8 protein-coding genes are annotated in these 13,345 nt (G+C 70.8%); 6 read left to right on the forward strand and 2 right to left on the reverse strand.

Annotated features, from left to right (window positions below; genetic code table 11):
- Positions 1 to 61: 61 nt before the first annotated feature.
- On the reverse strand, positions 62 to 2,512 hold the full coding sequence (locus AC1D2E_RS07190) for a DNA internalization-related competence protein ComEC/Rec2 (RefSeq protein WP_478196803.1): 2,451 nt from the start codon (positions 2,510 to 2,512) through the stop codon (positions 62 to 64).
- Positions 2,513 to 2,636: 124 nt separating this feature from the next.
- Between AC1D2E_RS07190 and AC1D2E_RS07195 the strand changes: the two genes are divergently transcribed.
- The 4 genes from AC1D2E_RS07195 (at position 2,637) to AC1D2E_RS07210 (ending at position 10,662) form a co-directional block, all read left to right on the forward strand.
- Entirely contained in the window at positions 2,637 to 6,131 is a 3,495-nt protein-coding gene (locus tag AC1D2E_RS07195; RefSeq protein ID WP_478196757.1) for a transglutaminase family protein, read from the forward strand.
- A gap of 211 nt (positions 6,132 to 6,342) precedes the next feature.
- Positions 6,343 to 9,045 carry a circularly permuted type 2 ATP-grasp protein gene (locus AC1D2E_RS07200; RefSeq protein ID WP_478196758.1) on the forward strand — a complete coding sequence of 901 codons (2,703 nt, stop codon included), beginning with the start codon at positions 6,343 to 6,345 and terminating at the stop codon, positions 9,043 to 9,045.
- A 181-nt stretch (positions 9,046 to 9,226) separates the two neighbouring features.
- On the forward strand, positions 9,227 to 10,207 hold the full coding sequence (locus AC1D2E_RS07205; RefSeq protein WP_478196759.1) for a transglutaminase family protein: 981 nt from the start codon (positions 9,227 to 9,229) through the stop codon (positions 10,205 to 10,207).
- Positions 10,204 to 10,662, forward strand: coding sequence for a RidA family protein (locus AC1D2E_RS07210; protein WP_478177603.1), 459 nt, complete (start codon positions 10,204 to 10,206; stop codon positions 10,660 to 10,662). The genes AC1D2E_RS07205 and AC1D2E_RS07210 overlap by 4 nt, the downstream gene beginning before the upstream one ends.
- Before the next feature lie 270 nt (positions 10,663 to 10,932).
- Here AC1D2E_RS07210 and AC1D2E_RS07215 read toward each other — a convergent pair whose 3' ends face one another.
- Positions 10,933 to 11,139 (reverse strand): DUF6494 family protein, encoded by a 207-nt coding sequence (locus AC1D2E_RS07215; protein ID WP_478175861.1) that lies wholly within the window; start codon positions 11,137 to 11,139, stop codon positions 10,933 to 10,935.
- Between the two features lie 77 nt (positions 11,140 to 11,216).
- Here AC1D2E_RS07215 and amrB point away from each other — a divergent pair, with 77 nt between their 5' ends.
- Both amrB and amrS read left to right on the forward strand, forming a co-directional pair.
- A complete protein-coding gene (gene amrB, locus AC1D2E_RS07220; protein ID WP_478196760.1) occupies positions 11,217 to 12,035 on the forward strand; it encodes an AmmeMemoRadiSam system protein B in 819 nt (272 codons plus the stop codon).
- A 176-nt stretch (positions 12,036 to 12,211) separates the two neighbouring features.
- On the forward strand, positions 12,212 to 13,306 hold the full coding sequence (gene amrS / locus AC1D2E_RS07225; protein WP_478196761.1) for an AmmeMemoRadiSam system radical SAM enzyme: 1,095 nt from the start codon (positions 12,212 to 12,214) through the stop codon (positions 13,304 to 13,306).
- Positions 13,307 to 13,345 lie beyond the last annotated feature (39 nt).

A 13,345-nucleotide genomic window follows, 5' to 3' on the forward strand; every position in this document is an offset into this window, starting at 1 on the left:
AGCTTAGCAAGTTCAAGGCCAAACCCTTCCGGAAGATGGCGGATATCGCGCCTGCCCGACTTCATGGCGGCACGTGATGCCAGTAGCGCCGCCCTCGCAAGCGCTCGCAGCCCAGCGCCGAAGGCGTGCTGCTCGACCATGTCGCCGCCCCGCAGCGGGACGACTCGGCCAACGCAATCCCGCGCTCCCGGTAGCGCGCCACCACCTCCTCGGCCGGATGCCCGAAGCGGTTGCGGTATCCGGCCTGGACCAGCGCGAAGCGCGGCTGCACCGCGTCGAGCAGCAGCGCGCTCGACGAGGTCTTGCTGCCATGGTGAGGCACCAGCAGCAAATCGGCGCGCAGGTCCGGCGTGCGGGCCACGAGCGCGGCTTCCTGCAGCCGCTCGATGTCGCCCGCCAGCAAGACGCTGGCGCGGCCGTTGCCGATGCGCAGCACGCAGGAGATGGCATTGGGCTTCGCCGGCACGAAGGACGCATAGTCGTCGCCCTGCGGGTGCAGCAGCTCGAAGTCGACGCCGTCCCAGCGCCAGCGCTGGCCGGCCTCGCAGCGCCGCGCCGGACGCACGGCCTGCAAGGGATGCCCGTCCTCGATCGAACTCAGCAGGCTCGCCTGCGGCTGCGTGGCGAGCACCGCGGCGGCGCCGCCGGTGTGGTCGCTGTCGCGGTGGCTCAGGACCACGACATCCAGCCGCTCGCCGAACGCCCGCAGCAGCGGCACCAGCACGCGCTGGCCGGCATCGCTTTCCGGGCTGTAGCGCGGCCCGGCGTCATAGAGCAGGCTGTGCGAGGCGGTGCGCACCAGCACCGCATTGCCCTGTCCGATGTCGGCCGCCAGCAACTCGAACTCCCCCGCCGCCGGCCTTGGCGCCTGCCACAGCAGCGCCGGCAGCAGCAGGGGCAGTCCCAGCACGCGCACCGACCCTGGCAGCCGCATCGCCAACAGGGCACCGCCGGCCACGCCCGCCACGGCGGTCCAGAGCGGCGGCGCGGGCATCGAGAAGCTCGCAAAGGGCAGCGCCGCGAGCCATCCCAGCACCGCGAGCAAGGCCTGCACCGACTCGGCGGCCAGGTGCCAGAGCGGCGGCACGACGACGCCCAGCATCGCCAGCGGCGTCACCACCAGCGTGACCCAGGGAATCGCGATCGCATTGGCCAGCAGACCGACGGCCGAAACCTGCTGGAACAGCAGCAGCGTGAGCGGCGTCAGCGCCAGCGTCACCACCCATTGCTCGCGCAGCATGCGCAGCAGGCGCGCGCCGATGCCGGCGGGCGCGCCGCCCGGCGCCGCCCCCTCGGCGGCGAACAGCACGCCCACGGCGACGAAGCTGAGCCAGAAACCCGCCTGCATCAGCGCCCACGGATCGGCTGCGACCACCACCGTGCAGGCGAACAGCCAGACGAAGGGCCAGGGCCAGCGCCGGCCCATGAGGCGCAGCAAGCCGATGGCGGCGAGCATCAGAACGGTTCGCCGCGAGGGCACGCCCCAGCCGCTGAACACCGCATAGGCGGTGGCGAGCAGCACGCCGCCGACCAGCGCGGCATGCTGCGCCGGCCAGCGCAGCATCAGGCGCGCGCTGCGGCGCCACAGGGCACCGGCCGCCAGCGTCGCGAGCCAGGCGAACATCGTGATGTGAAGCCCCGAGATCGACATCAGGTGGGCGACGCCGGTGGCGCGGAAGACGTCCCAGTCGGCGCGCTCGATCGCGTTCTGGTCACCGGTGACCAGTGCCGCGATCACACCGGCCTGGCGCGGGTCGCCGATGCGCTCGAATACGACATCGCGCACCGCCTCGCGCAAGCGCTCCACGGGGTGGCGCCAGCCCGATGCCATGCGCTCGGGCGACGGATCGCGAACCCCGTTGCGCACTTGGCCGCTGGCGTGCTCGCCCTGCTCCCACATGCGCAGCTCGTGATCGAAGCCATGTGGATTGAGGCTGCCGTGCGGCGCCCTGAGCCGCACGGCAAAGCGCCAGCGCTCACCCGCGTGGAGCGGCCCGAGGCCGGCCCCTGCAAGGGCCGGCGCGCCGGCCTCGGCGCGAGCCCACGGACCGCCACCCGGCGCGAACCACGCCAGCGAGATCCGCGACGGCACGCGCGGCGGACCTTCACCCTTCGACGCGGCGTCGATCCAGCTCGCCGACTCCACCTCGAACGAAAAGCGCAGGCCGCCCGCGCCATGCTGGGGCATGCTCGCGACCCGCCCTTCCAGACGCAAGTCGCGGCCTTCGAGGGCTGGTGGCAGTGCGCCGGCGGCATACGCAGTGGCGCGCCATCCTGCCAGGCCGCCCCCGGCCATCGCACCGAGCCACAACGCCAGCAACAGCCGCAGCCAGGCCGCCGGCCCCCGCCGCCGCGAGCGGAGCGCAAGCCAGCCCACCCCTGCGCCGGCAAGCAGGCCGGCATAGAACGCAGCGGGCCACAGCTCGGCCTGCTGCAATTGCAGCGCCGCGCCCAGCAGCGAGCCCGCCATCGCGGCGAACGCGGCCAGGGCACGCCCCTCCAGCCCGGCCATCACGGACCGAATTTCCCACGCATCTGCAATTCACTCCCTTGCGCACTTCTTTGGCGCGCAAATTGCTTTCTGTGTCGGCTAGTATGCGTCTCACTCCGAGGCACCCTCGACGCACCGAGAAAAAATGTCCATCCACGCCGCCCTCCACCACGTCACCCACTACAAGTACGACCGTCCGGTGCAACTCGGTCCTCAGGTGGTCCGACTGCGCCCGGCACCGCATTGCCGCAGCAACCTCATCTCGTATTCGCTGCGGGTCGAGCCCGAAGAGCACTTCGTCAACTGGCAGCAGGACCCGTTCGCGAACTACCAGGCGCGGCTGGTGTTCCCCGAGAAAGCGCGCGAGTTCAAGGTCACGGTCGACCTCGTGGTCGAGATGGCGGTCTACAACCCCTTCGATTTCTTCCTCGAGCCGCAGGCCGAGAACTTCCCTTTCAAGTACACCGAGTCGCAGGCCCAGGAACTGGCGCCCTACCTGGTGGCCGACGAGGCGACGCCGCGGGTCCAGGCCTACCTCGAGAAGATCGATCGCAAGGCGCAGCGCACCATCGACTTCCTGGTCGGGCTCAACCAGCAGGTGCAGCAGGACGTCAACTACCTGATCCGCATGGAGCCCGGCGTGCAGACGCCGGAAGAAACGCTCACCAACGCCTCGGGCTCCTGCCGCGACTCGGGCTGGCTGCTGGTGCAGTTGCTGCGTCACTGCGGTCTCGCGGCGCGCTTCGTGTCGGGCTACCTGATCCAGCTGACGCCCGACGTCAAGGCGCTCGACGGCCCGAGCGGCACCGAGGTCGACTTCACCGACCTGCACGCCTGGTGCGAGGTCTACCTGCCGGGCGCCGGCTGGATCGGGCTCGACGCCACCTCCGGCCTGCTGGCCGGCGAAGGCCACATCCCGCTGGCCTGCACGCCGACGCCGTCGAGCGCCGCGCCGATCGAAGGCGTGGTCGACGACGCCGAGGTCGAGTTCGGCCACGAGATGAAGGTCACGCGCATCCACGAATCGCCGCGCGTGACCAAGCCCTACACCGAGGAGCAATGGGCCGAGGTCCTGGCGCTCGGCGACCTGGTCGACAAGCGCCTGAAAGCCGGCGACGTGCGCCTCACGATGGGCGGCGAGCCGACCTACGTCGCCACCAGCGACCGCGACGCGCCCGAATGGAACACCGATGCGCTGGGCCCGACCAAGCGCGGCTTTGCCACCGAACTGGTGCACAAGCTGCGCGCCGAATACGGCCAGGGCGGCTTCCTGCACTTCGGCCAGGGCAAGTGGTATCCGGGCGAGCAACTGCCGCGCTGGGCGCTGTCGATCTACTGGCGCGCCGACGGCCAGACGCTGTGGCACAACCCCGAGCTGTTCGCCGACGAGCGGCACCCCACCCACTACACCAGCGAGGACGCGCGCCGCTTCACCACCGTGCTGGCGCATCGCCTGGGCCTCACCGAGCGCTTCATCCAGCCCGGCTACGAGGACGTCTACTACTACCTCTGGCGCGAGCGCCGGCTGCCGGTCAACGTCGACCCCTTCGATTCCAAGCTCGACGACGAGATGGAACGCGTGCGCCTTCGACGGGTGTTCACGCAGAAGCTCGATGCGGTGATCGGCTACATGCTGCCGATCGAGGCCGGCAATGCCAACCTCGACGCGCCGGCCCTCGAAGGCCCGGGCTGGAAGACCGGCCCCTGGTTCCTGCGCGACGACCGCATGTACCTGATCCCCGGCGATTCGCCGATGGGCTACCGGCTGCCGCTCGACTCCCAGCCCTGGACGAGCAAGGGCGACTACCCCTACCTGGTCGAGCGCGACCCGACCGCGCCGCTCGGCAGCCTGCCGAGCGCGGCCGACTACCGTGCGCGCTACACCGGCCTGCCGACCGGTGCGAGCGCCGACCGCGGCGCCGTGCCCTACGCCTTCGGCGCACCCGAAGCCGCGCCGGCAGCACTGCGCATGCAGTCGCCGGGCGACGGCCCGGCCCGCGCGGGCGACGAGGCCATCGACCCGACCAAGCCGCGCCAGCCGCGGCGCGGCGAGTCGGCCCACTGGATCACCCGCAGCGCGCTGTGCGTCGAGGTGCGCGACCCGCGCCGCGCCAATGGGCCGGCGGCCGAGAAGCTCGGCAGCGCCTCGGGCGTGCTGTACGTCTTCATGCCGCCGCTGGCACGTCTGGAGGACTACCTCGACCTGGTCGCCGCGGTCGAAGCGACGGCCGAGCAGCTCGGCGTCAAGATCGTCATGGAAGGCTATCCGCCGCCGCGCGATCCGCGCCTCAAGCTGCTGCAGGTCACGCCCGACCCGGGCGTGATCGAAGTCAACATCCACCCGGCGCACAACTGGCGCGAGCTCGTCGACCACACCGAGTTCCTCTACAACGCGGCCTTCGAGACCCGCCTGTCGGCCGAGAAGTTCATGACCGACGGCCGCCACACCGGCACCGGCGGCGGCAACCACTTCGTGCTGGGCGGCGCGGTGCCGACCGACAGCCCTTTCCTGCGCCGACCCGAGCTGCTCGCCAGCCTGCTGCTCTACTGGCACAACCACCCGTCGCTGAGCTACCTGTTCTCGGGCATGTTCATCGGCCCGACCAGCCAGGCGCCGCGCGTCGACGAGGCGCGCAACGACCAGGTCTACGAGCTCGAGATCGCGCTCAAGGAAATCGCCCGCAACCGCGAGATCTATGGCCAGAACATGCCGGCCTGGCTGGTCGACCGCAGCTTGCGCAACATCCTGATCGACGTCACGGGCAACACGCACCGCAGCGAGTTCTGCATCGACAAGCTCTACTCGCCCGACTCCAGCACCGGCCGCCTGGGCCTGCTCGAGCTGCGCGCCTTCGAGATGCCGCCGCATGCGCGCATGAGCATCGCGCAGCAACTGCTGCTGCGCGCCTTCATCGCCCGCTTCTGGGACGAGCCGTACCAGGCGCCGGCCACGCGCTGGGGCACCGAGCTGCACGACCGCTTCCTGCTGCCGACCTTCGTCAAGATGGACTTCGACGACGTCGTCAGCGAGATGCGCCAGGCCGGCTTCGCCTTCGACCCGAACTGGTTCGCGCCGCACTTCGAGTTCCGCTTTCCCCTGGTCGGCCAGGTGCAGGCCATGGGCGTCGAGCTGTCGCTGCGCAACGCGCTGGAGCCCTGGCACGTGATGGGCGAGGAAGGCTCGGCCGGCGGCACCGTGCGCTACGTCGACTCGTCGCTCGAACGCATCGAGGTGCGCGTCACCGGCCTCAACGAGAGCCGCTACGTCATCACCGTCAATGGCAAGGCGCTGCCGCTGCAGCCCACCGGCACCGTCGGCGAGTTCGTGGCCGGCGTGCGCTACAAGGCCTGGAACCCGCCCTCCTCGCTGCATCCCAGCATCGGCGCCCATGCGCCGCTGACCTTCGACATCGTCGACACCTGGATGAAGCGATCGCTGGGCGGCTGCCAGTACTTCGTCGCCCACCCGGGCGGGCGCAACTACGACACCTTCCCGGTCAACGCCTACGAGGCCGAGAGCCGGCGCCATTCGCGCTTCACGCGGATGGGCCACACGCCGGGCCTGATGAGCACGCCGCCGGCGACCATCGAGCTGGCGGGCAGCCGCGAGTTCCCGTTCACGCTCGACCTGCGGCGATGAGCGCAGCGCCGGGCCGCTCGCAAGCAAGCTCGCACCGCAGTGCGCAGCACGGAGGTGAGTTCATGAGCGCCGCCCGGCCGCCCGAAGACGCTCGCTCCGCAGTGCGAAGCACGGAGCTTGGCTTATGAGCGCATGCGGGGCGCGCAGTTTCGGACTTTTCTCACGCGCCCGCCCTCGCCATCCGTGACCACAGTGTGACAATCGGCGCACTGTGGACCCACTGAACGAATCCCTCTTCGACGCCCAGGCCCTGGAAGCGCCTGCCGCGCTGGCGGCCGGGCTCGCTCCCCCGGCCGCGCCCGGCCATTTCGACGAATTGCGCGGCGTCGCGACGCCCGAGGACGAAGCGCGCCCGGCTGCCCCGTCGCAGCCGGCGCCGCTCTACGAGGCTTCCTCCGTACCGCCCACTGCGTCGCCGGCGGAAGACGATGCCGGCCCCCACGACCAGGGGCCGCTGGTCCCGGCCTGGAGCGGCTTCTTCGAGAACCTCGGCCCCGGCGGCTTCGACGACCTGCCGCGGCGCGCGATCAACCTCGAGCGGCAGATCCGCGACAACGGCGTCACCTACAACGTCTACGCCGACGCCGACGGCCCGCAGCGGCCGTGGTCGCTCGACCTCTTTCCGCTGATCGTTTCCCCGGACAGCTGGGCCCAGATCGAGGCCGGCGTGCAGCAGCGCGTGCGGGTGCTCGACCAGGTGATGGCCGACGTCTACGGCCCGCAGCAGCTGCTGGCCGAAGGCCTGCTGCCGGCGGCGCTGGTGCAGGGCCATCCGGGCTACCTGCGGGCCATGCACGGCGTGCGCCCGCCCGGCGACACCTGGCTGCACATCGCCGCCTTCGACCTCGCGCGCGGGCCCGACGGCAACTGGTGGGTGGTCTCGCAGCGCACCCAGGCACCCTCGGGCCTGGGCTACCTGCTCGAGAACCGGCTGGCCATCGCGCGCCAGTTCCCGCAGGCCTTCGAGAACCTGCAGGTGCAGCGCCTGGCCGCCACCTACAACGCGATGATGGAAGGCCTGCAGCACATGTGCCCGGCCGGCCAGCCGCCGCACATCGCCCTGCTGACGCCCGGCCCCTACAACGAGACCTACTTCGAGCACGCCTACCTGGCGCGCTACCTCGGCATCACGCTGGTCGAGGGCAGCGACCTCACGGTGCGCGACCAGCGCCTCTACCTCAAGACGCTGCAGGGCCTGCGGCCGGTGCACGGGCTGGTCAAGCGGCTCGACGACCAGTTCCTCGACCCGCTCGAACTGCGGCCCGACTCGACGCTCGGCGTGCCGGGCCTGCTGCAGGCGATCCGCGCCGGCAACGTGCTGGTGGCCAACATGCCCGGCTCGGCCTTCCTCGAATCGCCGGCGCTGCTGGGCTTCCTGCCGGCGCTGGCGCGCCGGCTGATCGGCGAAAAGCTGCAACTGCCGGCCTTGCCGACGTGGTGGTGCGGCGAACGCGCAGCGATGGAAGCCGTGCTGCCGCAACTGGGCGATTGCGCGATCAAGGCGACCTACCCCGACATCGACGCCCACACCGGCTTCGACGCCGTGCTCGGCCGCCACATGGGTCGCCGCGAGCTCGACGAATGGGCCGGCCGCATCGTGCGCCAGGGCGAGGCCCACACGGTGCAGAGCTACCTGCCGCTGTCGCAGATGCCGACCTGGACCCAGGACCTCGGCCGCGGCCACATCGCGCAGCGCTCGGTGCTGCTGCGCGTGTTCGCGGTCAGCGACGGCCCGCGCTCGTGGCGGGTGCTGCCGGGCGGGCTGGCGCGGCTGGCCGGGCGCGACGCCCAGATCGCCTCGATGCAGCGCGGCGGCAGCAGCGCCGACGTCTGGGTCCGCACCGAGGGCGAAGTCGACCGCACCACGCTGCTGCAGCCGCACGCGACGCCCGCCTCGCTGGCCCGGCATCGGGCGCCGGTCACCAGCCGGGCGGCCGAGAACATGTTCTGGCTTGGCCGCTACACCGAGCGGGCCGAGAACGCGGTGCGCCTCGCGCGGCTCACCATCGACCTGCTGGGCGGCGAGGACCATTCCTCGCGCACGCTGCTCGAGTGGCTGCACCGGGTGGCACTGCGCAACGCCCTGGTGCCGGCCGAAGTGCCGAGCCTGCCGAAGTCGCGGCGCGTGTTCGAGCGCGCGCTGATCGCCGAACTGGGCAACGTCGACACTGGCGGCAGCGTGGGCTGGAGCCTGCGCTGCATCCGCCAGTCGGCCGCCGCGGTGCGCGAGCGGCTGTCGCAGGACCACTGGAACCAGATCGTGCGCGCCGAGTCCGACTTCCTGCGCCGCAGCGCCGAGCAGGCCGGCGAGAAGGTCGAAGGCGGCTACGCCAGCGGCGCCGCGCTGCGCCTGCTCGAATCCGCCAGCACCGCGCTGTCGGCGATCACCGGTGCCCAGACCGACCGCATGACGCGCGACGACGCCTGGCGGCTCCTGTCCATCGGCCGCCACATCGAGCGCCTGGCCTTTCTGTCGAGCGCGCTGGCGGCCGGTTTCGAGAACGGTTCGGTGCACGAGGTCAGCGGCTTCGAGGCCATGGTGGCGCTGTTCGACAGCACCATCACCTTCCACGCGCGCTACCAACAGCGGCGCGACGTCGCCACGATGGTCGACCTGCTGGTGCAGGACGGCGACAACCCGCGCTCGCTGGCCTGGGTCACGCACACGCTGCGCAAGCGCATCGCCAAGCTGGCGGGCTGCGCGTCCGGCAAGCTCACCGCCCTGTCCTACGACCTGCCGGACCCCGACAGCTGGACGCTGGAAGGCCTGTGCGAGTCCGGGCCCGAACAACAGTACCCGTCTCTGGTCCACGTGTTCGGGGCCTGCGAGAGCGCGGCCTACCATGTGTCCGATGCGATCGGCACGCGCTATTTCACCTTGACGTCCGAATCGCTGCGCTCCGTCGGCGCATGACTGTTGCTCGCCCCCAGGTTGGCTCACTTCGTGTAGCCGCCCACCCCCGACCGGGGGCGCAGTCAGCGGCCCGGCGAAGCCGGTTCCGCGACTGCCCCCGAAGGGGCGCGCGACGCGCAGCCCAGGAGCAGATGCGCGCCTGCCCCCGCCCCGGCAGTCTGGGGGCGAGTAAAGTCCCCCCATGCTTCTTCACGTCACCCACGCCACGCGCTACGACTACACGCCGCCGGTCGAGACGGCGCAGCACCTGGCGCACCTGAAGCCGATGAACACGGTGTCGCAGCGGCTCGTGAGCCATGCGTTGACGATCAGCCCGACGCCGGCGCTGCGCGAAGAATCGGCCGACGTCTACGGCAACGCGCGCGCCTTCTTCGCGCTCGAGGCCACCCACGAGGAACTGGTCGTGACCGCCGAGAGCGTGGTCGAGACGGGGCAGCCGGTACTGGCGCCGGCCATCGCGCGCCAACTGCCCTGGGAAGAGGTGCGCGAACGCTTCCGCTACGTCAAGGACGCGCGCTACGACCCCGCCTCCGATTTCGTCTTTCCCTCTCGCTATGTGCCGCGCCACGACGACTTCGCTGCCTACGCGCGGCCCAGCTTCGCCCCCGGCCGCCCGACCTTCGACGCCGCGATGGACCTCACGCTGCGCATGTACCGCGACTTCGAGTACGACGCCGGCAGCACCGAGATCAGTACGCCGGCGATCGAGGCCCTGGCCCAGCGCAAGGGCGTCTGCCAGGACTTCGCCCACATCATGATCGCCTGCCTGCGCACCATCGGCCTGCCGGCCCGTTACGTGAGCGGCTACCTGCTGACCCAGCCGCCGCCGGGCAAGCCGCGGCTGGTCGGCGCAGATGCCTCGCACGCCTGGGTGTCGGTCTACCTGCCCGGCGCCGACGGCCCGGGCGACTGGGCCGAATTCGACCCGACCAACGGCCGCCAGCCGGGCGAGGACTACGTGACCCTGGCCATCGGCCGCGACTACTCCGACGTCTCGCCGATGCGCGGCGTGCTGCACGGCGGCGCCCGACACACGCTGGGCGTCAGCGTCACGGTGCGGCCGCTCGAGGAACTGAAGGAAGCAGCGGCGGCCGTCGCGCAATCGCAATCGCAATCCCAAACCCAGTCCCAATCCCAATCCCAGAACAAGGAGTCCTCATGAGCGTCTACGACAAGCTGTCCAGCCTGGGCATCACCCTGCCCCCGGTGGCCACCCCGGCCGCGGCCTACGTGCCCTTCGTGCGCACCGGCAACCTGGTGTTCCTCTCCGGCCACATCGCCCGCAAGGACGGCAAGCCCTGGGTCGGACAGCTCGGCGCCGCGCTCGGCACCGACGAAGGCAAGCAGGCCGCGCGCGCGATCGCGATCGACCTGCTCGGCACCCTGCACGCGGCGGTCGGCGACCTGAACAAGATCAAGCGCATCGTCAAGCTGATGAGCCTGGTCAACTCCACGCCCACCTTCACCGAACAGCACCTGGTGACCAACGGCGCCAGCGAGCTGATGGCCGAGGTCTTCGGCAGCGAGAAAGGCGCCCATGCGCGCAGCGCGTTCGGCGTCGCGCAGAACCCCTTCGGGGCCTGCGTCGAGATCGAGTTGATCGCCGAAGTGGAATGAAATGTTGGCCCCCACGCTCCCCCACTGCGTGTGGGTCGCTGCCCCCCGAGGGGGCCGCAGGCCGMCTTGGGGCGGCCCGGCGCCGGCCTGACTGACCCCCACGCTCCCCCACTGCGTGTGGGTCGCTGCCCCCCGAGGGGGCCGCAGGCCGCCTTGGGGCGGCCCGGCGCCGGCCTGAGACTGCCCGTTGGACGGCACCGATCGGTGCTGAGCCGCAAGTTCGACCGCCGCAGCGCGGCGGCGTCGCCGCCTGGAGCGACCTGACAGGCCCTAATCCAGCCGGATCTCGCCGTCGAACCCGACCTTCAGCTGCAGGCCAGGAATCTCCAGCGTCATCTTTGCCGGCAGCGCGGCATCGCCCGCGATCGCCCCCGCCGCGATGGCCTTCGACACCGCGTGCTCGATCTCGCGCTGCGAGCTCACACCGACCATCTTGAGGAACTTGCGGATGCTGAGATTGAAGTTTTCTTCATTCATGGCGATCTCCGTGACATGGCGGACGGGATTGATTTTCCGGTGCGGAAGGTTCAAATTCAACGGCAGGAGTCCCTGCCATGCCTGCCGTGCGCCGCGCCGCTGTCGACGGCCTGTTCTACCCCGCCGCGCCCTCGGCGCTGCGGCAGCAGGTCGAGCGCTGGCTGAACGGCGACGGCGACGGCGACGGCGGCGAAGCCGATCGCACACACCCGCCCCCGAAGCTGCTGATCGTGCCGCATGCCGGCTACCCCTACTCCGGCGCGGTGGCCGCGAGCGCCTACGCCCTGCTCGGCCACCCGCGCCAGCCGGCGATCCGCCGCGTCGTCCTGCTCGGACCCGCGCATCGCGTCCGGCTGTCCGGCCTCGCCGCGCCTGAAGCAGCCGCCTTCGAGACGCCTCTGGGGCAGGTTCCGATCGACACCGACGCGCTGGCGGGCCTCGGCGACCTGCCGCAGCTGGTCCGCAGCGACCGGGCGCACGCGAACGAGCATTCGCTCGAGGTCCAGTTGCCGTTCCTGCAAAGCGTGCTCGGCAGCTTCACCCTCGTACCGCTGGTCGTCGGCGATGCCGAGGCGGGAGCCGTGGCGCAGGTCCTGGAGCGGCTCTGGGGCGGGCCGGAAACGCTGATCGTGATCAGTTCCGATCTGTCGCATTACCTGCCCTACGCGCAGGCCCAGGCCACGGACCGCGCCACCATTCGGCGCATCCTCGACTTCGATGCCGGTCTCACGCCGCAGGAGGCCTGCGGATCGTCGGCGATCAACGGCGCCTTGCGCGCCGCGCGCCGGCACGGGTTGGCGCCGCGCCTGCTCGACCTGTGCAATTCCGGCGACACCGCCGGTGATCGGGATCGGGTCGTCGGCTACGCCGCGCTCGCGTTCGAGGAGCCGCAATGAGCCGCCGGGCCGCTCCCAAGGCGAATACCGCAGCGCTGCTGCGCGAAGGTGACCCAATGAGCCGCCGGGCCGCTCCCAAGGCGAATACCGCAGCGCTGCTGCGCGAAGGTGACCCAATGAGCCGCCGGGCCGCTCCCAAGGCGAAACCCGAAGCGCCGCTGCGCGAAGGTGACCCGATGACCCGCCTCGACGGCGGGGCCACCGGATCAGCGCCCGCCCGCTGGTGGCACCGCCTCGACGACGGGCGCATCCAGTGCGACCTCTGCCCGCGCGACTGCCGGCTGCACGAAGGCCAGCGCGGCCTGTGCTTCGTGCGCCAGCGCGTCGGCGATGCGATGGTTCTCACGACCTACGGGCGCAGCTCGGGCTTCTGCATCGACCCGATCGAGAAGAAGCCGCTCAACCACTTCTTCCCCGGCAGCAGCGTGCTGAGCTTCGGCACCGCAGGCTGCAACCTCGCCTGCAAGTTCTGCCAGAACTGGGACATCTCGAAGAGCCGCGAACTGGACCGCCTCATGGACAGCGCCTCGCCGGAGCGGATTGCCGAGGCGGCGCGTGCCAGCGGCGCATCGAGCGTGGCCTTCACCTACAACGACCCCGTGATCTTTGCCGAGTACGCGATGGACACGGCCGACGCCTGCCACGCGCTCGGCCTGCACAGCGTCGCGGTGACGGCGGGCTACATGCACGCCGAGCCCCGGCGTGCGTTCTACGACCGGATGGACGCGGCCAACGTCGACCTCAAGGGCTTCACCGAGCGCTTCTACTTCCAGCAGACCGGCGCGCACCTCGCACCGGTGCTCGATACGCTGCAGTACCTGCGGCACGAGACCGATTGCTGGTTCGAGATCACGACCCTGCTGATCCCCGGACACAACGACAGCGACGACGAGATCGAGGCGATGACGCGCTGGGTCGCCGACCGGCTCGGCCTCGATGTGCCGCTGCATTTCACGGCCTTCCACCCCGACTACAAGATGCTCGACGTCGAGCCGACGCCACTGTCCACGCTCAGTCGCGCCCGCGCGATCGCGCGGGCCAACGGCCTGCTTCACGTCTACACCGGCAACGTGCACGACGTCGAGGGCGGCACCACCTTCTGCCCGCAATGCCACGAAGCGCTGGTGCGGCGCGACTGGTACCTCGTGCTGGACTGCCGACTCGACGAACGCGGCACCTGCCCGCATTGCGGCACGCCGATCGCCGGCCGTTTCGGCGCTTTCAAGAGCGGCTTCGGCCGGCGCCGGATTCCGGTGCGCCTCGCTGCGTGAGCCGCTGGCGCGGCCGCCAGCGCCGCGTCGTCCTCGACC

This window comes from Variovorax sp. P1_H2, from assembly GCF_056405295.1.

Bases quoted from the DNA above. Each gene is read 5' to 3' on its own strand.
- AC1D2E_RS07190 (WP_478196803.1), bottom strand. From the start codon at position 2,512: ATGGCCGGGCTGGAGGGGCGTGCCCTGGCCGCGTTCGCCGCGATGGCG.
- AC1D2E_RS07195 (WP_478196757.1), top strand. From the start codon at position 2,637: ATGTCCATCCACGCCGCCCTCCACCACGTCACCCACTACAAGTACGAC.
- AC1D2E_RS07205 (WP_478196759.1), top strand. From the start codon at position 9,227: ATGCTTCTTCACGTCACCCACGCCACGCGCTACGACTACACGCCGCCG.
- AC1D2E_RS07210 (WP_478177603.1), top strand. From the start codon at position 10,204: ATGAGCGTCTACGACAAGCTGTCCAGCCTGGGCATCACCCTGCCCCCG.
- AC1D2E_RS07215 (WP_478175861.1), bottom strand. From the start codon at position 11,139: ATGAATGAAGAAAACTTCAATCTCAGCATCCGCAAGTTCCTCAAGATG.
- amrB (WP_478196760.1), top strand. From the start codon at position 11,217: ATGCCTGCCGTGCGCCGCGCCGCTGTCGACGGCCTGTTCTACCCCGCC.
- amrS (WP_478196761.1), top strand. From the start codon at position 12,212: ATGACCCGCCTCGACGGCGGGGCCACCGGATCAGCGCCCGCCCGCTGG.